The 21,794-nt window shown below is 33.4% G+C and carries 25 protein-coding genes, 1 tRNA gene and 1 riboswitch; of the genes, 14 read left to right on the top strand and 12 right to left on the bottom strand.

All coding sequences use genetic code 11. The features are described from left to right. On the top strand, window positions 1–489 hold a 489-nt coding region (locus BMX03_RS06075), incomplete at its 5' end, for a phosphoribosylformylglycinamidine synthase subunit PurQ (protein ID WP_177159363.1). A 66-nt stretch (window positions 490–555) separates the two neighbouring features. Next, entirely contained in the window at window positions 556–1,059 is a 504-nt protein-coding gene (locus BMX03_RS06070) for a hypothetical protein (protein WP_075555058.1), read from the top strand. Between the two features lie 49 nt (window positions 1,060–1,108). Here the strand turns inward: BMX03_RS06070 and BMX03_RS06065 are convergent, their stop codons facing one another. From BMX03_RS06065 to BMX03_RS06035, 7 genes are all read right to left on the bottom strand, one after another. Continuing rightward, entirely contained in the window at window positions 1,109–2,428 is a 1,320-nt protein-coding gene (locus BMX03_RS06065) for a dicarboxylate/amino acid:cation symporter (RefSeq protein ID WP_091694367.1), read from the bottom strand. 280 nt (window positions 2,429–2,708) lie between these two features. Then, a complete protein-coding gene (gene larE, locus BMX03_RS06060) occupies window positions 2,709–3,521 on the bottom strand; it encodes an ATP-dependent sacrificial sulfur transferase LarE (protein ID WP_015563485.1) in 813 nt (270 codons plus the stop codon). Next, entirely contained in the window at window positions 3,514–3,978 is a 465-nt protein-coding gene (gene larC / locus BMX03_RS06055) for a nickel pincer cofactor biosynthesis protein LarC2 (RefSeq protein WP_091694365.1), read from the bottom strand. Before larC ends, larE begins: the two co-directional genes overlap by 8 nt. Window positions 3,979–4,156: 178 nt before the next feature. After that, window positions 4,157–4,915 carry a nickel pincer cofactor biosynthesis protein LarB gene (gene larB / locus BMX03_RS06050; protein ID WP_015563483.1) on the bottom strand — a complete coding sequence of 253 codons (759 nt, stop codon included), beginning with the start codon at window positions 4,913–4,915 and terminating at the stop codon, window positions 4,157–4,159. A gap of 2 nt (window positions 4,916–4,917) precedes the next feature. Beyond that, a complete protein-coding gene (locus tag BMX03_RS06045; protein WP_022227722.1) occupies window positions 4,918–5,529 on the bottom strand; it encodes a DedA family protein in 612 nt (203 codons plus the stop codon). Between the two features lie 74 nt (window positions 5,530–5,603). Next, a complete protein-coding gene (locus BMX03_RS06040; protein ID WP_075555062.1) occupies window positions 5,604–6,179 on the bottom strand; it encodes a TMEM165/GDT1 family protein in 576 nt (191 codons plus the stop codon). Between the two features lie 277 nt (window positions 6,180–6,456). Further along, entirely contained in the window at window positions 6,457–6,978 is a 522-nt protein-coding gene (locus BMX03_RS06035) for a GNAT family N-acetyltransferase (RefSeq protein ID WP_008540082.1), read from the bottom strand. Window positions 6,979–7,118: 140 nt separating this feature from the next. Here BMX03_RS06035 and BMX03_RS06030 point away from each other — a divergent pair, with 140 nt between their 5' ends. From BMX03_RS06030 to BMX03_RS05980, 11 genes are all read left to right on the top strand, one after another. After that, entirely contained in the window at window positions 7,119–8,141 is a 1,023-nt protein-coding gene (locus BMX03_RS06030) for a mechanosensitive ion channel family protein (RefSeq protein ID WP_015563480.1), read from the top strand. 173 nt (window positions 8,142–8,314) lie between these two features. Next, the gene (locus BMX03_RS06025; RefSeq protein WP_019000085.1) at window positions 8,315–8,695 is read left to right on the top strand and encodes a hypothetical protein; all 381 of its coding nucleotides are present in this window, start codon (window positions 8,315–8,317) and stop codon (window positions 8,693–8,695) included. 135 nt (window positions 8,696–8,830) lie between these two features. Continuing rightward, window positions 8,831–9,505: a F0F1 ATP synthase subunit A gene (gene atpB / locus BMX03_RS06020; protein ID WP_008540076.1), complete on the top strand. Its 675-nt coding sequence runs from the start codon at window positions 8,831–8,833 to the stop codon at window positions 9,503–9,505. A 112-nt stretch (window positions 9,506–9,617) separates the two neighbouring features. Beyond that, the gene (atpE, locus tag BMX03_RS06015; RefSeq protein ID WP_008540075.1) at window positions 9,618–9,869 is read left to right on the top strand and encodes a F0F1 ATP synthase subunit C; all 252 of its coding nucleotides are present in this window, start codon (window positions 9,618–9,620) and stop codon (window positions 9,867–9,869) included. Window positions 9,870–9,923: 54 nt separating this feature from the next. Beyond that, on the top strand, window positions 9,924–10,427 hold the full coding sequence (gene atpF / locus BMX03_RS06010; RefSeq protein ID WP_008540074.1) for a F0F1 ATP synthase subunit B: 504 nt from the start codon (window positions 9,924–9,926) through the stop codon (window positions 10,425–10,427). Continuing rightward, a complete protein-coding gene (atpH, locus tag BMX03_RS06005; protein ID WP_015563478.1) occupies window positions 10,421–10,960 on the top strand; it encodes an ATP synthase F1 subunit delta in 540 nt (179 codons plus the stop codon). Before atpF ends, atpH begins: the two co-directional genes overlap by 7 nt. A gap of 28 nt (window positions 10,961–10,988) precedes the next feature. After that, window positions 10,989–12,503, top strand: a complete 1,515-nt coding sequence (gene atpA, locus BMX03_RS06000; protein ID WP_008540072.1) for a F0F1 ATP synthase subunit alpha — start codon at window positions 10,989–10,991, stop codon at window positions 12,501–12,503. A 17-nt stretch (window positions 12,504–12,520) separates the two neighbouring features. After that, window positions 12,521–13,372, top strand: coding sequence for an ATP synthase F1 subunit gamma (gene atpG / locus BMX03_RS05995; RefSeq protein WP_022227725.1), 852 nt, complete (start codon window positions 12,521–12,523; stop codon window positions 13,370–13,372). Between the two features lie 15 nt (window positions 13,373–13,387). Then, a complete protein-coding gene (gene atpD, locus BMX03_RS05990) occupies window positions 13,388–14,800 on the top strand; it encodes a F0F1 ATP synthase subunit beta (protein ID WP_008540069.1) in 1,413 nt (470 codons plus the stop codon). 3 nt (window positions 14,801–14,803) lie between these two features. Then, window positions 14,804–15,229 (top strand): ATP synthase F1 subunit epsilon, encoded by a 426-nt coding sequence (atpC, locus tag BMX03_RS05985; protein ID WP_015563477.1) that lies wholly within the window; start codon window positions 14,804–14,806, stop codon window positions 15,227–15,229. 74 nt (window positions 15,230–15,303) lie between these two features. Further along, window positions 15,304–15,753: a NanQ anomerase/TabA/YiaL family protein gene (locus BMX03_RS05980; protein WP_015563476.1), complete on the top strand. Its 450-nt coding sequence runs from the start codon at window positions 15,304–15,306 to the stop codon at window positions 15,751–15,753. Between the two features lie 48 nt (window positions 15,754–15,801). Here BMX03_RS05980 and BMX03_RS05975 read toward each other — a convergent pair whose 3' ends face one another. After that, a complete protein-coding gene (locus tag BMX03_RS05975) occupies window positions 15,802–16,017 on the bottom strand; it encodes a cold-shock protein (protein ID WP_008540065.1) in 216 nt (71 codons plus the stop codon). A gap of 387 nt (window positions 16,018–16,404) precedes the next feature. Here BMX03_RS05975 and BMX03_RS05970 point away from each other — a divergent pair, with 387 nt between their 5' ends. Next, window positions 16,405–18,081 carry a carbon starvation CstA family protein gene (locus BMX03_RS05970; RefSeq protein WP_022227728.1) on the top strand — a complete coding sequence of 559 codons (1,677 nt, stop codon included), beginning with the start codon at window positions 16,405–16,407 and terminating at the stop codon, window positions 18,079–18,081. A 62-nt stretch (window positions 18,082–18,143) separates the two neighbouring features. Here BMX03_RS05970 and deoD read toward each other — a convergent pair whose 3' ends face one another. The 4 genes from deoD to BMX03_RS05950 form a co-directional block, all read right to left on the bottom strand. Beyond that, a complete protein-coding gene (deoD, locus tag BMX03_RS05965; protein WP_022227729.1) occupies window positions 18,144–18,860 on the bottom strand; it encodes a purine-nucleoside phosphorylase in 717 nt (238 codons plus the stop codon). Window positions 18,861–18,963: 103 nt separating this feature from the next. Then, window positions 18,964–20,268 (bottom strand): phosphomethylpyrimidine synthase ThiC, encoded by a 1,305-nt coding sequence (thiC, locus tag BMX03_RS05960; RefSeq protein WP_022227730.1) that lies wholly within the window; start codon window positions 20,266–20,268, stop codon window positions 18,964–18,966. 80 nt (window positions 20,269–20,348) lie between these two features. Continuing rightward, window positions 20,349–20,448: riboswitch (TPP riboswitch) on the bottom strand. Window positions 20,449–20,558: 110 nt separating this feature from the next. Then, a tRNA-Arg gene (locus BMX03_RS05955) sits at window positions 20,559–20,635 on the bottom strand. Between the two features lie 72 nt (window positions 20,636–20,707). Then, a complete protein-coding gene (locus BMX03_RS05950; RefSeq protein WP_022227731.1) occupies window positions 20,708–21,706 on the bottom strand; it encodes a hypothetical protein in 999 nt (332 codons plus the stop codon). Window positions 21,707–21,794 lie beyond the last annotated feature (88 nt).

The raw sequence follows: 21,794 nt of genomic DNA, 5'->3' as shown, positions 1-21,794 counted from the left end.
GGTATCTGCAATGGTTTCCAAGCTCTCATCAAATTAGGTCTTGTACCATTTGGTGATATTCAAGAATTAACACCAGAAAATCCAACACTCACATATAATGAAATTGGTCGCCACGTATCTTGCATGGTAGAAACAAAAGTTGTATCTAATCTCTCTCCATGGTTTAACAATGTAAAAGTAGGAGATATTCATACTATTGCTGTTTCTCATGGTGAAGGTCGCTTCTGTGCAAGTCCAGAAGTTTTAGCTCAATTAAAAGCTAATGGTCAGATTGCAACTCAATATGTAAATGCAAATGGCGATACTTCTATGGATATTGAAGTAAATCCAAATGGTTCTGTATGGGCTATCGAAGGTATCACAAGTCCAGATGGACGTATCTTAGGTAAAATGGGACATTCCGAACGTATTGGTAAATATGTAGCGAAAAATGTTCCAGGTGCAAAAGACCAAAAATTATTTGAAGCTGGCGTAGCTTACTTTAAATAAAAAATAATAGATATAAAAATAGACAGGGTATATATTACCTTGTCTATTTTTTTAGGAGATGAAAAGATGAGAAAAATATTATTTATTTTTACTATATGTTTAGTATATAGTTTTTCAAATATATGTTTAGCTTATCCAAATGAAAAAAATGGATTTAGAAATTTTTATTGGGGAGAAAGTCTGCAAGAAGTACAGGCTAATGATGATATATATGATTTAGAATATATAGGATACAATCAAGGGGAAAATAGTGTTGAATATATTGCTAAGTTAAAAAATCCTTACATAAGTAATCAAGAATCAAATAGTATAATTTTTTATTTTTGGAATAATAAACTATATGAAATTTATATAGATTTCTATACAAATACTGCAAATCCTGAACTTTTAAGACAGGCTATGATTAGAAATTTCGGAGAACCAAAACAGGAAGGAGTTCTTTTATTTGTTTGGTATGGTCAACAAACTGAAATTAGTCTGAGCTGGGGTATGCATACAATGGGACTTTATTTAAATAATCCATATTTAAAGGCTGAGGCTATAAAAGATGGGTCTTTAAAAGGATGGTAATAAAAAACCTTCGGAATTTTATTTCCGAAGGTTTTTATTAATTTATTAATTATAAAATACTAGTATTTGGAATTTCGCTATCGTCTAATTTTCCTTTTAAATCATTATCTGTCATAGCACAAACAGCAGAGTCTGACCAAACATTTTCAGCTGTTTCAATCATATCGATGATGGTATAAATTGGTAAGATGATACCAAGTAAACCGATTGGAGCACCGATAGAGGACATAAGAGATAAAGTCAAGAAATAGCAACCCATAGGAACGCCTGCATTACCAACAGCGGCAATAACGGATATGAATAACCATGTAATCATAGTAGTCATGGATAATTCAAAACCAGCATTTTGCATTACGAATAAAGAGGTTACTAAGATAAATGCGGCACAACCATTCATATTGATAGTTGTACAAATTGGTAAGACGAAACGAGAAACTTTTGGATTGGCTTTTAAATTTTGTTCTGCACAAGCAAGTGTTACAGGTAAAGTTCCGGCAGAGCTTTTTGTAAATAAAGCTACGGCAAGAGCAGGAGCCATTTTACGGAAAACTTTAACTGGATTTAATCCACGAAGAAGCATGATTAAAGGTAAAATGATAAAGAATTGAATAGCATTACCACCAATTACTACAGCAGTATATTTTCCTAAAGCGCCAACGATAACACCAGCTTCAATTTGAGCTGATAATTGCCCTGCAAAAGCGATGATACCAAGTGGTAAAACATAAAGTAATGCACGAATAAGTGTGAAGGATAATTCTTGTAAACCGTTGATTACTTTTAATAATTGTTCACGATTATCTGTTTTTGGCATGAAGGCTAAAGCTAGACCAACAGCAGCAGAAATCAACATAACAGATAAAACATTACCAGTTAAAAATGGCTGTAGAACATTATTTGGAATTACAGATAAAAAGTGGTCATAATAAGAAAGTGCGCCTAATTTTTGCATAGGTACAGCTTCTTGACCGGCATTGATAATATCCATAGGAAGATTTCCTGGAGAAATCCATAAATAAAGACAAAGACTCGTAGCTGCTGCACAGATTGTAGTGAATAAAGTATAAAATAGTGCATGAGAAAAGATACGACTTGTATCTTTATTATTACCAAGTGCAGCTAAAGTAGTGATAACTGCTAGAGCGATTGTAGGAACTGCAATGAATTGGAATAAACGTGTAAATACAGTAGCTACAAAATTCAAAAATTCATTTAAAGGTTGGATACCGAGCCAGCCTAAAATGCCACCTAGAATGAGTGCACCAAACCATAATAAGAACTGACGTCCTTGAGAAGATTTAGCTTTGCTTTCGCGGATAGCACTTTGAGCGGTTTCTTTAACATCGACTTGTTTTTTATTATCAGCCATATGTAATCCCTCTTCTCTCTTTAATATTGTATATACATATATAATTAATTCATACAATATATGTATGAAAAAGATTATACGATTTTGATGTAAACATGTCAATCGTTTTAAAGTGTATAAAAAATAAAAAGGTAATGTGATTTTATTTTTTACTATTTACATTATCAAAAATAAATAAGGACTTGTCAACATAAAAAGTAATTCATTTTGTTATCTAGTTTAGAAAAAATAGATTATTTTATAGTATTTATAAATATTTTGGTTTAAATAAAAAGTTTAATCAAAATGGATTATTGTCTAATATCACGTTATTACTACCTTTTTGATAACCTATTAAATCCACAGTGATAAATTTAAAACCTAGTTTTTGAAACTCTTTATGAATTAAATCTCTAAGAGGATTGGTAAATAATTTAGGAACTTCATTTGTTTCTACTTCTATACGGGCTAAATCACCGTGATGGCGTACGCGAATTTGACCTTGTAAAAATTTATGAAGTATATTTTCTGCTTTAGCAACTTGATTTAATCTTTCAGGAGTAACGTCAAGACCATAAATTAAACGAGAGGCAAGACAAGCAGAGCTAGGTTTATTCCAAACAGGTAAATTCCAGTCTTTCGCCATTTGGCGGATTTCATCTTTAGTAATGTGCAATTCTAAAAAAGGTGATTTTGTTAATTTAAATTCTTTTAAAGCGAGCATACCAGGACGATAATCACCTTTGTCATCTTCATTAGAGCCTTCTAAAAGATAGTTATAATTATTTTTCTGACAAAAATCTTCTAAAAGTTTAAAGCGATTGATATGGCAATGGTAGCAACGCATTTTATCATTGCAGGTGAATTTTTTATCAGCTAAATCATCTACAGTGAATAATTCATGTTTTATGCCAATGAGTTTAGCAACTTTTTTAGCGTCAGATATTTCATTAGTAGTTATTAATTCAGATACAGCAGTGATGGCGATAGCTTTATCGCCTAAAGCAATTTGTGTTGCCTTAGCAAGTACAGAGCTATCTACACCTCCAGAAAAAGCTACAGCTACAGATTGGTAAGATTTTAGTAGTTCGATTAATTGTTGTTGTTTATTCATGTTTTAGTTCCTCGTTTGCTAGAAATAATGCTGTTTGTTGAATTGTTTTTAATGGTACATTGTGTTTTTGGGCTAATTGTTTACAATCTTCATATTCAGCGGATATATTTAAGACTTTATCGCCTTTTTTAGCTATTTTACATTTTACTTGACCATATGGCGTGGTGATGAATTTAAATTCTCTATCTAGACTGTAGCGAGTAATTATTTTTTCACGTATGCCAAGCGTTGTCGTTTCACTGAATATAATATCAAGGCAATTTTCTTTATCTTCAGGACGGATTAGAACAGATAAAGTATTAGCTGAGCGGGATTTTTTCATATAAATAGGAGTCAGCCAAACATCAAGAGCTTTATGTTCAAAGAGTTTTTGCGAGATATATTCATAATTTTGAGGATTGAAATCATCTATATTACAAGATAGTATAAGTAATTTTTCTATAATATAATCGTTCATTTTTTCACCTGTCATTTGTTGTAAATTTAATTATATATTAAATTAGAATTTTTATTTAGGCAAGAAAGCAGATTTTAGCTTAAATAAAATGAACTGCACCCCAAAAGTTGGATACAAAACAACTTTTGGGGTGCAGTTCATCTAAACTTTTATGCTTCTTATTTTTAATATTAATGATTTAACGCATATGATTAATCATACTAGCTAATCGACCAGCGCCAAAACCGTTGTCAATATTCATTACGGCAACGCCAGCAGCGCAACTATTTAACATAGAAAGCAATGCTGTTAACCCATGAAAGGAAGCACCATAACCTACGCTTGTAGGCACAGCAATTACTGGCTTATTGGCAAGACCACCAACAACACTAGCCAAAGCTCCTTCCATACCAGCAGCAACGATGATGATATTAGCCTTATCAATCAAATCTTTTTTACTGAGTAGACGATGAATACCTGCAACGCCTACATCAAAGCAATATTGTACTTTATTTCCCATCAGTTGAGCAGTAAGACCTGCTTCTTTAGCGACAGGTATGTCACTTGTACCAGCTGTCATGACGAGAATAAAACGTTTATCATCAATAGGCATAGTATCTCTATCAACATAGATAATACGTGCAAATTCGTCATATTTTGCATCTTTTACTTTTGCTAGTACAGCTTGATAATTTTCTAAAGTAGCACGAGAGGCAATTATATTTTGCTCACTTTTTTGATAGAGGTGAGCGAAAATATCAGCTATTTGCTCATTAGTTTTACCTGCACAATAAATTACTTCAGGAAATCCTTGTCTTTTTGCTCGGTCATGGTCAATCTTGGCAAAACCAATGTCTTCAAAACCTTGATTATCTTGAAGTGATTGAAGCATAGTTTCGTCAGAGATATTTCCTTGTTTATAATTGTGAAGTAAATCTAATAATTGAGTAGTGTCCATATTTATTGTTTAACGGCCTTTTTTTTGCGTTTCCAGCGAATATAGTAGAAAGCACAAGTGAGAACAAGAATAGCACTTACAACTAAACTTGCTTCATGACCTACAGCAAGCATAGTTTTCCAGTTTTCGCCAAGTATCATACCGATGTATAAGATGAACATAGTCCAAGGAAGGGAACCAATAAAAGTATAGATGATGAATTTCTTCATATTTACTTTGGCAAAACCTGCAGGTAAAGAGATAAATGTACGAACTACAGGGAGTAATCTGCTGAAGAATACAGCTTTAATACCATATTTATCAAACCATTCTTGAGCAGTGTCTACATGAGATTTTTTCATGAAGAAATATTTACCATATTTATCTACAAAAGGTCTGCCACCTTTAGCACCGATATAATAAGTGATGATAGAACCTACCATACCACCAATCATACCAGCAACAGTAGCGTGGAAAAATTCCATTTTGCCAGCAAAGATGAGATATCCAGCAAAACCCAAGATTAATTCACTAGGAATTGGAATACAAGCATTTTCAAGCCCCATTAGTACAGCTACAGCAACATAGCCCCAAGTATCAATAAAACTCAAAAAGATTGTTGAAAATTGTTCCATTAAAAATTAGTCCTTTCTATTATTAAATTATAAGATAATCCTTATATATATTATAACCGATAAAAATATTTAAGTTAATATAAATTTATGATATTCATAGCATGTAAAATGCCAACAACACCAAAGAGAATAAAGATTAATGAAGCAAATTTTTTGATGACTCTATCAGGTACATATTTATGAAGAGTAGCACCTAATAAAATGCCAAGTCCATCAGCAACGAGCATACCAAGAGTTGTACCTACTAAGATAGAAAGCATATCAGCACCGATTTGAGCAGATAATGCTACTGTAGCGAGTTGAGTTTTATCTCCCATTTCGGCAAGGAAAAAGGCGATAGCTACAGTCCAAAAGATGCTAAAACGATTTTTTTCAGCTTCATTACCAAGTTCATCATCTTTTAAAATCCAAAGACCAAAGACAATAAAAGCAATAGAAGCAACGAGTTCAACAATGTCTTTAGGAATAAAAGAATGCAAATAAATACCAGCAGCGATTGCTACAAAGTGATTTAAAATAGTAGCAACTAAAATACCAAACATGACTTTCTTCCATGGATATTTTGTGGCAAAAGCCATAGCTAATAATTGAGTTTTGTCACCCATTTCAGCAAGAACCACCATGATAAACGCTGTTGAAAATGCAAACATAAGATTAAATCTCTCCTTAAAATAAATTAAATTTATTTGATAAAAGGGAATAAAAAAAGAGACTTCTAGTATAGACTGATACACTTAGTGTAACTAATCTATACCAAAAGTCTCACTATTGATGTAAAACATCAACGAATAAGCCAGATGAATTTCGTCGTTCATCAGTATGTTGACTTATTCTAAAAAGCTACTCCCTTTTAGCCAATACATTTACCAATAATACCATATACACACAATGGATATAATACACAAAAATAAATATTTTGGCAAGGGTTTATTTATTTTTCATAGCAAAATATTCTCTGTCTAAAATTCCGAGAATGATTAAATTTTCATAAACACCATCAGTTAAAATTGTTTCACGAATAAGACCTTCACGGACAAGACCAGCTTTTTCATATACATGTAAAGCGCGAGTATTATGGTCTTTACAGTCAAGCCATGCTCTATGGAATTTTAAATCATCAAATGCCCAAGATTTTAACATTTCTAGTGTTTCTTGACCATAGCCTTTACCTTTTACATTTAAAATAATGCGAGTCCATTCGATTTCTTTAGATGGATTATCAAGACCTGCTATCATGAGAAAACCAACTTTTTCATGTGTATCTAAAGTTTCGATAATTAGATGAGTAGCAGAAGGGGTATCTAAAGTTTGCATATGCACTTCGCGAGTATAAGGAATTACATATTTTGCATTTTCAGGAATGTATTCCACTTCCATGATATAGTCCATATCTTCAACTGTTGCTTGACGAAAACGTAATCTATTTCCTGTTTTTACGATTTTTTCCATATTAAAACCACCTTCATTATAATATTATAGATTTTATAATAAATTTTAGAAACTTATGGGAAAATTCCCTGACAGTTTAAGAAAAGTATAGTATACTTTTCTTAATATAACAAATAAGGAGGACAGCAGTATTGGCAACGATGTCTTTTGAACATTTATTAGATATTTTATTTGTACCAATTTGTATTCAAATAGGTGCCTTAATCGTAGGTTCATTTCTCAGTCGTTTAATTAATCGTTATTTACAAAGTAATGTAAATAGAGATTCATGGCAATATATTTTTGTCAATGCCTTAAAGGGATTACCGATTTCTTGGTGTTCTGGTGTTGGCTTATATTGGACGATAAATAGTTTATCTATACCAGAAACTATCAGCAGATTATTATCATATTTATTATTTGCAGTGATTATCTTTACTTTGACAAGAGTTATTGCAAGAACTTTATCTGGAATGATAGATTTTTATACTATGCGTTCCGACCAAAATATGCCAAAGACTTCATTATTAAATAATTTAATAAATATTTTAGTGTATTCTATGGGTGCACTTATTGTTTTACAATATTGTGGAATATCAGTAGCGCCAATTCTCACAGCTTTAGGGGTCGGCGGTATGGCAGTAGCCCTTGGTCTTCAAGATACGCTTGCTAATATTTTTGCTGGATTGCATTTAATTTTATCAAAGCAACTTCGTTTAAATGATTATATTAAATTAAGTACAGGTGAAGAAGGTCGAGTATCTGATATTACATGGCGTTTTACCACACTTCAATCTGTTAGCAACAATGTAGTAGTTGTACCTAATCAAAGTATATCTAAGGCGATTATCACAAATTACAGTATGCCACTTCAAGATATAACAGTAAGTGTAGCTATTGGTGTAAGCTATGATAGCGATTTAGATAAAGTGGAAGCTGTTTGTATAAGAACAGCAAAGGAAATTTTATCTAAATTAGACCCAGAAGTTAAAGCGAAGCCTGTAGTTAGATTTAATTTGTTTGCTGACTCTAGCATTAATTTTAATGTGATAATGCATGTTAGTGAATTTACAAATCAATATATTGTTAAGCATGAATTTATAAAAGCGATTACAAAAGAATTTAGAAAAGAAAACATAGAAATACCATTCCCAGTAAGAACTATTATCAATAATAAAGAGTAAATGGATATCAAAATAAATGAAAATTATCATAAAAATATTTTATAGTAATAATGAATAAAATAATTAGAGAATATTTCAGGAAAAGCTTTTTATTTTGTTAGAGATTTGGTAAGATATACTTGATTGAATACAAAATGCATGATTTTGGGATAAACATGGAGAAATTAAATTTAATGAAAGAATTTTTATCTGTTCAAGGTAGAAAATTATTAATACAGATTTCTATTTGTACTATTATTATTATTGGTATGTTTATAAATTATGATAAACTTTACTTGATAACAGGTGTATTTACAGGCTATTTATTAGCAGTTATATGCGCTTGGGTAATGGTATATAGAACGTGGAAGGCTGCTCATTTAACAGTAGGTAAAGCTAAAGGTCAGATGTGGCTTAGTTTGATAACGAGGTTATTGATGATTTTTATCATACTAAGAGCGGCTATATTGCAATCAGTGGAATTATTTTATGCAGTAGTAGGAGGCTTTTTCTTAGCTTTTATACTGTATATGATACATTTAATTATTTTTGTTTATCATAAGAATATGGAATAATATTTGCCTAGTGCAAATATTATCTACATAGAAACTGAAAAATATAATCTGTATTTTTCGGTAAAATATGAAATATATAGTAAAGAGAGGTGAGGACACTGTTACTTATGGACTGTATAAGCGGCAGTGGGGAAAATGCATGAAATTGGTGTGCGTGAAGTGGTCACTTTCGCAGGTATGCAATTCAATATTCAGACCTTAGAAATGACCTGGCTAGCAATGGCCATTGTAATACTGATTGCATTTTTAGCAACACGAAGTCTAAAGCTTGTTCCTTCAGGTTGGCAAAATGTAATTGAAATGGTTATTGTTTGGCTCAATGAGCAAATTGGTGTTACACTAGGTTCTCGTGGTCAGTTAGTAGCACCATTTTTAATCACGCTATTTCTGTTCTTATTGATTTCAAACTGGATAGGACTTATTCCAACGCTTGCATCACCAACAAATGACTTAAATACAACTTTAGGTCTAGCTTTATTGGTGATTGTAATGTTACATGTACTTGGCTTGTATTATAAAGGTTTTAATTATATAAAACATTTTTTCCAGCCAGTAGCGCCATTTGTAATTATCAATTTGATTGAAGAAATAGCAAAGCCTATTACACTTGCTTTCCGTCTATTTGGTAATATTCTAGCAGGGGAAATTTTAATTATTATCTTGCTTTTATTAGTGCCAATATGGATGCCAGTACCTAGTGTTGTTTGGCTTGCATTTAGTTTATTTATCGGTGCAGTTCAGGCATTTATATTTACTATGTTATCTATGTCTTACTTAGCAAATGCTATGAAAGACGATGATCACCATTAATATTTGTTGATATATTTTAGTCAGCAGATATTGATATAAGATTATCTATAGTTGTAGGTAATCTTGAAAAATTAATTTAATTTATATTTATCTTTAAGGAGGATTTATTTTTATGGAAAACGCAATTATGGTTATGGCAGCATTAATTGGTGCAGGTATTACAATGGGTCTTGCTTCTATCGGTGCAGGTATTGGTGATGGTCTTGTTACTTCTAAATTTATCGAAGGTATTGCTCGTCAGCCAGAAGCAAAAAACACTTTATTCATGAACACTCTTATCTCTGTAGGTTTAATCGAAGCTATGCCAATCATTGCAACAGTTATTGCATTGATCATGCTTTATGCTAACCCACTTATTAAATAATTTGGGTAAACATTTAAATTTTAGATGTTTAGGAACGCATAAGGGGGCAATAAATTGATTGATATCAATATGACGATTGTGGCTCAAATCCTTAACTTCCTTATTTTGGTACTTATTTTAAAATTTGTAGCATATAAGCCTGTTATGAAAATGCTTAAAGAACGCGAAGAAAAAATCGCAAGAAGCATTGATGCCGCAGAAGCAGATGAACAAAAGGCTAAAGAACTGCTCGCTGAATATAATAAGCAATTAGCTGATGCCCGTATAAAAGCACAGGAAATTGTAGATAAAGCAATGAAACGTGCTCAAGAAGAACGTGATGCTAGCGTTGCTGAAACAAGACGTGAAATTGAGCAGATGAGAAAAGCCGCAAAAGAAGATATTGCTAGAGAACGTGAACGTGCAGCAATGCAGTTACGTGGTGAAATGGTAGCTTTATCCATGCAAGCAGCTGGCAAAATTATCGCTGCTAATATGGATAATAAAACAAATGAAAAATTGGTTAGTGATTTCATTGACCAGTTGGATAAAGATAAAATGGGTGGATTGCCATGCTGAATTTACAGTTAGCAAAAAAATACGCTGTGGCAATGTTTGAATTAGCTCAGGAAGAAAATAAGCTTGTAGAATATGGTGAGCAATTAGCAGAAATTAGTACGCTTTTTAAAACTCAACCAGAATTAAAAGCTTTTATGAGTAATCCTCAAATTCAGCCATCAGCAAAAAAAGAACTGCTAAATAAAGTTTTTGGTAGCGATATTGAAAAATCAGTGCATAATTTTATGTTATTATTGATTGACAAACGTCGCATAGCATTAATTGAAGAGATAGTCGGTGAATATGAAGCTCTGTCTAATGAAGTTCGTAATATTGTAGTAGCACATGTTACTACAGCAGTTGCTATGAAAAAGCCACAACAAAAAGCTTTAACTGCGAAATTAGAAGCTATTACCGGCAAGCATATTCAGCTAAAAACACATATTGATAAATCCATCATTGGTGGTGTTGTTGTAAAAATGGGCGACAAATTAATTGATGGTAGTGTAACTAGCAAAATTAAATCTTTAGGAAAGCAGTTAATGGCAAATTAAGTTATTTAAGTGGGGTGACAGAGTCGTTATGAAAATGAATCCAGAAGAAATAACAGCCATTATCAAGGATCAAATTAAAAATTATAATGTTGATTTAAATGTTGATGATGTAGGTACTGTTATTGAAATCGGTGATGGTATTGCACATATTCATGGCTTAGACAAAGCGATGTCAGGGGAACTGCTCGACTTTGGTAATGATATATATGGTATGGTCCTAAACCTTGAACAGGACAATGTCGGTGCCGTTTTATTAGGTGGCGACACAAAAATTAAAGAAGGAGATATCGTAAAACGTACTGGTAAAATCATGCAAGTACCTGTTGGGGAAAGTATGATTGGTCGTGTTGTTGACGCACTTGGTCGTCCAATTGATGGCAAAGGCCCTATCCATACAACACAGAGCCGTCCAATTGAATATCCAGCTCCTGGTATTGCTGATAGAAAATCAGTAAAAGAACCATTACAAACTGGTATTAAAGCAATTGATGCCTTAGTTCCAATTGGTCGTGGTCAGCGTGAACTTATCATCGGTGACCGTGGTACAGGTAAAACAGCTATTGCTGTAGATACAATTCTCAATCAGAAAGGTCAAAACTGTATTTGTATTTATGTAGCTATTGGTCAGAAAGCTTCTACAATCGCTCGTGTTGTAAAAACTTTTGAAGATCATGGTGCTATGGATTATACAATTGTAGTAGCAGCTACTGCTTCTGATAGTGCACCACTTCAATATATGGCTCCATATTCTGGTGTTACTATGGGTGAACATTTCATGTATCAAGGCAAACATGTACTTTGTGTATATGATGACCTTTCTAAACATGCTACTGCTTATCGTGCAATGAGCTTGTTACTTCGCAGACCACCAGGACGTGAAGCATATCCAGGGGACGTATTCTACTTACATTCTCGTCTTTTAGAACGCGCTGCTAAATTAAGTGATGAACTCGGTGGAGGTTCTATTACAGCTTTACCTATCATCGAAACTTTAGCAGGTGACGTATCTGGTTATATTCCAACAAACGTTATTTCTATTACAGATGGTCAGATTATGCTTCAGACAGAAGCTTTCTATTCTGGTATTCGTCCAGCTATTGACGTAGGTCTTTCCGTATCTCGTGTAGGTGGTAGTGCTCAGATAAAAGCTATGAAACAAATTGCTGGTCGTATGCGTCTTGACCTTGCTCAGTATCGTGAACTTGCAGCATTCGCTCAATTTGGTTCTGACCTTGATAAATCTACAAAAGAACAATTAGACCGTGGTGTACGTATGGTTGAAACATTAAAACAAGCACAGTATTCACCTTTAAAAGTAGATGAACAAATCCTTGTTATTTATACAGCTGTACGTGGTTTCTTAAGCGATATTCCTGTTAATCAGGTTGTTAACTTCCAACGTGATTTCTTGAAATTCATGAATTCAAATCACCCAGAAATTGGACAGACAATCGTTGAAAAACAAAAATTAGATGATGCTTTAGAAGCTTCTATCAATAGTGCTATTGAAGAATTTAAATCCACATATTCATATAATAAATAAGCAGTGAGGTGATTTAATTGGCTAGTTTACAGGACATACGCCGCAGAATAAAAAGCGTAAAAAGTACACAGCAAATCACTAAAGCAATGAAAATGGTTGCTGCTGCTCGTTTACGTCGTGCCCAAGAAGCGGCTGTATCCAACCAACCTTATGCTGAAAAAATGTATGAGGTTATTGCCGATGTAGCCTCTAATGCAGGAAGTTTTTCACATCCTCTGCTAGAAGTACGTGAAGAAGGTAAAACTTTATATGTTGTTTTAGCTTCCGATAAGGGTCTTGCAGGTGCTTATGCTAGTAATGTATTTAAAGAAACAGTTTCTCATATCAAAGATGCAAAAAATACATCTATTATCACTGTAGGTCGTCGTGGTAAAGAATATTTCGTTCCACGTAAATATGATGTATTAAATTCTTATATGGGATTTACAGAACGTCCAGAGTATCAAAATGCTCGTCAAATTGCTGTTGAAATTATGGAGCATTTTAGTAAAGGTGACTATAAAGAAGTATATCTTGTATATACAAAATTTGTGTCAGCTATTTCTGCTATACCTCAGACAATTAAATTATTACCATTTACAGCACCAGAGTCCTCCGATAATAAACCTACTGCTGAATATATTTATGAACCATCAGCACAATCAGTGCTTGGATATTTATTACCGCAATATATTATTACAACAATATATGCATCATTATTACAATCAGCAGCAAGTGAACTAAGTTCACGTATGAATGCGATGAGCAATGCAACAGATAATGCTGAAGAACTCATCTCTAAACTTGATTTGCATTATAATAAAGTACGTCAGGCTGGTATTACTCGCGAAATTACAGAAATCGTGGGCGGTGCAGAAGCTCTGAAGTAAGGAGGTTTCACCTAAGTGGCAAAAGGTAAAATTGTACAGGTTATTGGACCTGTTGTTGACATAGAGTTTCCGGCAGAATCTTTGCCAGAAATTTTAAATGCTGTAACTATTAAAGGTAAATCTGGTGACATTGATATCGATTTAGTTGTTGAAGTTATGCAACATTTGGGTGACAATGTTACTCGTTGTATCGCTATGAGTTCTACTGACGGTTTGACTCGTGGCATGGAAGCTGAAGATACTGGTGCTCCAATCAGAGTTCCAGTAGGGGAAGCAACTCTTGGTCGTGTATTTAACGTACTTGGAAAAACAGTTGACCATGATGATACTCCTGTAGGCAACAAAGAATTTTGGCCTATTCATCGTCCAGCTCCAAAATTTGATGAACAAGAAACATCTACACAGATTTTAGAAACTGGTATTAAAGTCGTTGACCTTATCGCACCATATTCCCGTGGTGGTAAAATCGGTTTGTTCGGCGGTGCTGGTGTAGGTAAAACAGTTCTTATCATGGAACTTATTCATAATATCGCAACTCAACATGGTGGATATTCTGTATTCTCTGGTGTTGGTGAACGTACTCGTGAAGGTAATGACCTTTGGTCTGAAATGAAAGAATCTGGCGTTATCGATAAAACTGCTTTAGTTTATGGTCAGATGAACGAACCACCTGGAGCACGTATGCGTGTTGCTTTAACTGGTCTTACAATGGCTGAATATTTCCGTGATGTTCAAAATCAGGACGTATTATTATTCATTGATAATATTTTCCGTTTCATTCAGGCTGGTTCTGAAGTATCCGCACTTTTAGGTCGTATGCCATCTGCCGTTGGTTATCAGCCAACACTTGGTACAGACGTAGGTGCTCTTCAAGAACGTATTACTTCTACTAAAAAAGGTTCTATCACATCTGTTCAGGCTGTATATGTTCCTGCCGATGACTTAACTGACCCTGCTCCAGCAGCAACATTTGCTCACTTGGATGCAACAACAGTATTGTCTCGTCAGATTGCAGAGCTTGGTATTTATCCAGCAGTAGACCCACTTGATTCTACTTCTCGTATTCTTGACCCACATGTAATTGGTGAAGACCATTATGAAGTAGCTCGTGGTGTACAGGCTATTTTACAGAAATATAATGAACTTCAAGATATTATCGCTATCTTAGGTATGGAAGAATTATCTGATGAAGATAAACTTACTGTAGCTAGAGCACGTAAAATTCAAAGATTCTTATCTCAGCCATTCTTCGTTGCTGAACAGTTCACAGGTACACCAGGTAAATATGTACCATTGAAAGAAACTATTCGTGGCTTTAAAGAAATTTTAGCAGGTAAATATGATGACTTACCTGAAAGTGCTTTCTATATGGTTGGTAGCATTGACGAAGTTGTTGAGGCAGCAAATAAAATGAAGAAGGAGGGATAATTTATGGCTAAAATAAAGCTAGAAATTATTTCTCCAAATAAAGTTGTTTATAGTGCTGATATTGATATGTTAATCGTGCGCTCTATTGCTGGGGATTTAGGTATTATGCCAAAACATGCTCCGCTTCTTGCAGGGCTTGTTCCTCATGCAATGAGAGCTATGATTGATGGTACTGAAAATCTTATTGCAGTTAGCGGTGGTTTTATTCAGGTTCAACCTGATAAAATTATTGTACTTGCAAGTGCAGCAGAACTTCCTATTGAAATTGATATCAATAGAGCAAGAAAAGCTTATGAACGTGCACAAAAACGTTTAGAAAGCTTTAAAGAAAATCCAGAAGTTAAGGGTGATGTTGATACACTTCGCGCTAGAGCTGCACTCGAACGTGCTAAAGCAAGACTTAAAGCAACTAAAACAGATATTGGTTAATATTTAATTAGTTTTATGTAAAAACGGTTGTAACTTAATTTAGCTACAACCGTTTTTATTTTAAAGGTGATAATATGATTTTTAGCAATATAAAAAATATAGATTTAATCACTATAGATGAACGAATTAAATTTTGTGTAGATTATTTTAATGAACATGATTTAATAAATTATAATGCAGGAACATATCAAACAGATAGAGAGGATATTTGTTTTCGCATTGATGAATATGAAACACAAATTGCTCAGGAAAGATATTGGCAAGCACATGAAAAACATATAGATGTATATATTTTATTAAAGGGACAAGAACGCATAGATGTTAATATTTATGAAGGTATAATTTATCATCGTGATAAGATAGATGATATGTTGATGTTAGAAGAAATGCCGTACACAAATATTAATTTTTTGAGCAATTTTGGTGATATTTTAGTTTGTAATCCAAATGAAGCGCACAAGACAGGAATTCATATGGATTTAAAGAATAAATTTAAGATAGCTTTATTTAAAATTAGAATTTAATTTGGGAAATAAAAAAGAGCAATCATATGATTGCTCTTTTTCCTATTATTATTTTACAACAGTAACGTTTACTGCACGAAGTTTGCTAGCATCACGGCTGTCAGCTTCTGTATCAAAAGTAACTTTTTGACCTTCTTCTAAAGTTTTGAAGCCTTCGGAATTGATAGCGGAGAAATGAACGAATAAATCTCCAGATCCGTCATCATTAGTAATGAAGCCATAGCCTTTACCAGAATTAAACCATTTAACTGTACCTGTTCCCATTATAAAATCCTCCTTAGGATATAAAATATAATCAGTGCAGAGGTCAAACTAAAAAACACATAAGAATCTTCCACACTTATTAAGAGGAGGACTAAGACGTGACTTTAATTGTGTTCCAAAACAAGACTGAATATCTTAATAGTAGCATGGGAAGTATAATTTGTCAATTTACAAAATAACACATATCATAATTATTTTTTATAGTTGAATTGATTTTTAGATTTACATATTTACAATAAAATTTGACATAATAAATAGATGATGATATATTTATAAGTCAATAATAAATTTTATAAGTTAAAATCATTTATTTTTCGATATAAAATATAGACATATATATATATTATCGAGAGATAAAAATTTTATTTGTCCAGAAAGGGTGATTAGATGAATGGAATAATGTTAGTTGGTTGTGCTATTATAATTTTTTTTCTAGCCTATAGAATTTATGGTCGTTGGTTATTACATACTTGGGGTGTTGATGAAAATGCAAAAACACCTGCTTTTAAATATAATGACGGTCAAGATTTTACACCAGCATCTAAATTTACGGTATTTTCTCATCAATTTTCTTCAATAACAGGTGCAGGCCCTGTAACTGGCCCAATTATTGCAGCTATGTATGGCTGGCTTCCTGCTTTTTTATGGATTATCGTAGGTGGTATTTTCTTTGGAGCAGTACAGGATTTTACAGCATTATATGCTTCTGTGAAAAATGAAGGTAAATCCATGGGGATGTTAATTGAGCATTATATTGGTAAAACAGGCAGACGTTTATTTTTGTTATTCTGTTGGTTATTTACTTTATTAGTAATAGCTGCTTTTGCTGATATAGTAGCGAATACTTTTAATGGATTTAGTAAAGATGGTGCATTAATAACACCAAACGCAGCCGCAGCTTCAATATCCATGTTATTTATTTTTGTAGCTATTTTATTTGGTTTATTCATTAAGAAATTTAAACCGAATGAAAAAGTTCGTCTTGTTTTAGGTATTATTTTATTAATTGCTATGCTTGCTGTGGGTATTGCTTTTCCAATTTATTTAGATAGAATGATTTGGCTCTATGTAGTATTTGCTTATATATTTGCAGCTTCTGTAATGCCTATGTGGATTTTAAAACAGCCTCGCGATTATTTGAGTACATTTTTACTTTTAGCAATGATTGCTGGTGGCGTTATCGGTGTATTAGCAGTAAACCCAACAATTAATATGCCAGCTTTTGTAGGTTTTAATGTAAATGGAAAAGATTTATTCCCAATTTTATTTATAACTATTGCTTGTGGTGCCGTTTCTGGTTTCCATAGCTTAGTATCTTCTGGTACTTCTTCTAAGACTATTTCTAATGAAAAAGATACTTTATTTGTTGGTTATGGTTCTATGCTTGTAGAGTCTGTTTTAGGTGTTGTTTCTTTAGTAATTGTTTGCTCTGCTGCTACTAATGGTCAGTTGCCAGAAGGTACACCTTTCCAGATCTTCTCCACAGCTGTAGCTGGATTTTTCGCTATGTTTGGTATGCCACATGATATAGCAAATTGTATTTTGACTATGTGTGTATCAGCTTTAGCACTTACTTCATTAGATGCAGTAGCTCGTATTGGCCGTATGTCTTTCCAAGAATTATTCAGTGTAGATGAAGGTCAAGAAATGAGTTTTGTACAAAAATTATGTACAAATAAATATTTTGCTACACTTATAACTTTATTTATTGGTTATTTATTATGCCTTGGTGGTTATATGAATATTTGGCCATTATTTGGAGCTGCTAATCAGTTATTATCTGCATTAGTACTTATCTCTTTGGCTATATTCTTAAAAACAACTGGAAGAAAAGGCTTTATGCTTTATATTCCAATGGTAGTTATGTTCTGCGTTACTTTGACAGCTTTAGTAGAAGCTGTGTATTCAATTGTTGTAAAATTATCTATGGGACAATTTGTTTTTGCTGTAGATGGATTACAGTTAATTATCGCGCTTGCATTAATGATATTAGCAGTTTCGGTGACTATTCATTGTGGTAAAGAATTAGTAAATTCTAAGGAAAACATACAAATTAATAATTAATCAATAAAAAGAGCCCTATAAATTATATGCTAGAGCATAAAAGATTTATAGGGCTTTTTTATTTAAATTTCTTTATTATCAATAGCAGTTTCAAGCGCTATTTTAATCATATCATCAAATGATTGTTCACGTTCTTTAGCTGTAGTTTCTTCACCTGTAAATAAGTGATTACTTACAGTAAATACGCCAAGTGCTTGTACATTATAACGAGCAGCAAGCATATAAAGAGCAGAAGTTTCCATTTCTACAGCAAGACAACCATATTGGATTAATTTTTGTAAATCAACTTCTTCATCATAGAAACGGTCTTGGCAATATACATTACCAATTTTTACAGGAATGTTTAATTTTTTAGCGTGATGATATGCTTTGCCTAATAATTCAAAATCAGCAAGTGGAGCATAATGAAGTCCATCACCAAAAGTGCGAACAATAATGCCACTATCAGTAGTTGTTCCTTGAGCGATAACGACATCACGAACATGAACATCATCTTTTAAACCACCACAAGTGCCAACGCGAATTAATTTTTTAGCATGGTAATCGCAGATTAATTCATGTGCATAGATAGAAATAGAAGGAATACCCATACCAGTTCCTTGGATAGAAACTTTATGGCCTTTATAAGTTCCAGTATAGCCAAACATATTGCGAATATGATTGTAGCAGACAGGATTTTCTAGAAATTTTTCAGCGATGTATTTTGCGCGTAATGGGTCGCCAGGAAGTAAAACGACATCAGCAACTTCTCCAATTTTGGCTTCAATATGATTACTCATAACAATACCTTCTTTCATCAATAATTTTATGAGATATAAGAATATCTATAAAAATTTTATCATAATGAATGAAAAAATGCAGGGATTATCCTGCATTTTTAAATTAACAATGTTCGATTGTAGCACCGAGATATTTATTGACGATTTCAACAGCACAATAATCGCCACACATAGAGCAAGCAGTTGTGCCTTCTGGATTGCGTGAAGCGCGTCTTTGACGAGCTGTTTGTGGGTCAATAGCTAAATTCATTTGTTCTTCCCAATCAAGTTTTTTACGAGCTTTAGCCATATTTAAATCCCAATCTTTTGCACCTGGTACATTTTTTACGATATCAGCAGCATGAGCGGCAATTCTAGTTACAATAACACCATCTTTTACATCTTGAACATTTGGTAAAGCAAGATGTTCGGCTGGAGTTACATAGCAAAGAAAATCTGCACCACAAGATGCTGCCATAGTACCACCGATTGCAGCAGTGATATGGTCATATCCAGGAGCTATATCAGTAACAAGTGGGCCAAGAACATAAAATGGAGCATTATGACAAATGCTTTTTTGCAATTTCATATTTGTAGCTATTTGGTCAAATGGTACATGACCTGGACCTTCGACCATGACTTGTACACCTCTATCCCAAGCGCGTTTTACAAGTCCACCTAAATTTAAAAGTTCTTGAATTTGAGCGTGGTCAGTAGCATCAGCAAGACAGCCAGGACGAAGACCATCGCCAAGACTCATAGTAACATCATATTTTGCACAGATATCTAAGATATCATCATAGCGTTCATAAAGTGGATTATTTTTTTCATTGTAGAGCATCCAGCCAGTGATGAATGAACCACCGCGACTAACTACGTCCATATAACGACCTTCTGCTTTCATGCGATTGATTACATCCATAGTTACACCACAGTGAATAGTCATGAAATCGGCGCCATCTTTAGCTTGTTTTTCAATGGCATGAAGTAAATCTTCTTCCGTCATTTTCACGACAGCACCATGAGCTTTGATGGCATCAACTGTTGCCTGATAAATTGGCACAGTTCCTACCATTACAGTGGAATGTTTTAAAATAGCTTGACGAGAAGCATCAATATTATTTCCTGTGCTTAAATCCATTACAGAATGAGCACCAGATGTGATAGCGACATTTAATTTTTTGATTTCAGGAGCTGGGTCAGGAAAAGCACTAGATGTGCCGATATTAGCATTTACTTTAGTACAAAGTCCTTTGCCTACACCATAAGGGTGTAAATTTTGATGATTGATATTAGCACAAATAGCGATAGTACCATTGGCAACGCGTTCACGAAGAGTTTCAATATTCATTTTTTCTTCTTGAGCTACGATTTTCATTTCATCAGTGATTTTACCAGCTCTAGCTGATTGCATTTGTGTCATTGTCATAATTTTGCCTCCATAATATAAGTGATAAATGGCAAAAAAATAAGCAGATATGCAAAGAAAGTTGCAAATCTGCCTTGATAATCATTTATTTGCCACTTCCCTACGTTGGTCTTAACCAAATCAGGTTCTAAGGGTCGGAATATTTCCTCTCAGCTTTTACAAGCACCCCTAGTGGATTTTTAATTTTCTTATATTATAGTTTATTCTTCGAGAAAAAACAAGATTTTAAAAATGAAAATAAAAAAAAGGATATCATTTGATATCCTTTTATTGTTTAATTATTAAATTAATGGTGCGACTGGCGTGAGTCGAACACGCGACCCTTCGCTTAGGAGGCGAATGCTCTATCCGTCTGAGCTACAGCCGCAATTTCAATCTAAATTAGTTAGATGAATTTAATAAGCTAAATTTTAGCATAACTAAAACTAAGTCGCAAATTTTAATTTATAGGAGCTCCAATAGGACCTACAGAGCCAATAGGATTTGTAACACCACTAGCAGCTGGTGATGTTGTAGTAGAGTTTACAGGTGTAGTAGGTGTTGGAGTTGTAGTAGTTGCTGTTGTGTTTGTTGGAACAGTAGCTGTTTTATTGATTTGATAACGTGTTGCCCATTCAGGATATTTATTAGCATAATATCTTATTTTCTTGAATTCTACATCTTCTGTGCTTTCAGGAATGATAGAATGCATATTTTTGTCGAGATTAGGTGTTTTATCAATCCAATTTGTATCAGGGGACCAGAAATTATATTTTAATGTTCTAGCTGTTAAATTTTGTACATTATATTCTTTTTTCATGAATTGGATAGAGGAAACATTACCAGCAGAGTCTTTGTTTTCTTGCCAAATCCAAACAATGATATTGTTATCTATTTGACGAAGTGTTGCTGTATCAGCACTGCTTTCTCCAGATTCATTGCTCCATAAGCCAAGCCAACGAGCATTAGAAATAAGACGACCGCCTTCACCTTTATTAAATACACGGTCTACAATCATAGCATAGAATTTTTCATCAAAAGATTGAGAGTTGATATCTTTATTTACAGGATTATCATATTTAAGTGTATAAAGAGCCTTGCCATCTTTATCATAGAAGATTTCTTCCATATAGCGTAAGGTTCTTTCTTGAGGATTGATTTGAACGCGAGCTAAGCTATAGACTAATTGATTAGGGTCATTGATAGGAAGTTTCATATTAGCTATAGTTTCAGCTGCTCCACCTGGAGCGTAACCTGTTTTTATCCAGTCTGCAATACAAGTAGGAATGTTATTTTGACTAGAAACAGTAGTAATTCTTGTCATAGAAAAATATTTACTATATTTATCATCTGAGCTAATCCAATACCATTCAGAATCAGCCGCAAAACTAATTTGAGTATGGAATAATGTGAAAACCATTAATACAGTAAGACAAATAATATTTTTTATTAATCGCATAAGCATGCACCCTCATTATATATATTATAAAATTTGTTACTCTACTTATTATACCAAAAATTTTAGCTTAAACAATAAGAAAACCCCT

Source organism: Megamonas sp. Calf98-2 (assembly GCF_900110235.1).
Lineage (GTDB): Bacteria > Bacillota > Negativicutes > Selenomonadales > Selenomonadaceae > Megamonas > Megamonas funiformis.
This window is presented reverse-complemented; position numbering and strand designations above follow the sequence as displayed.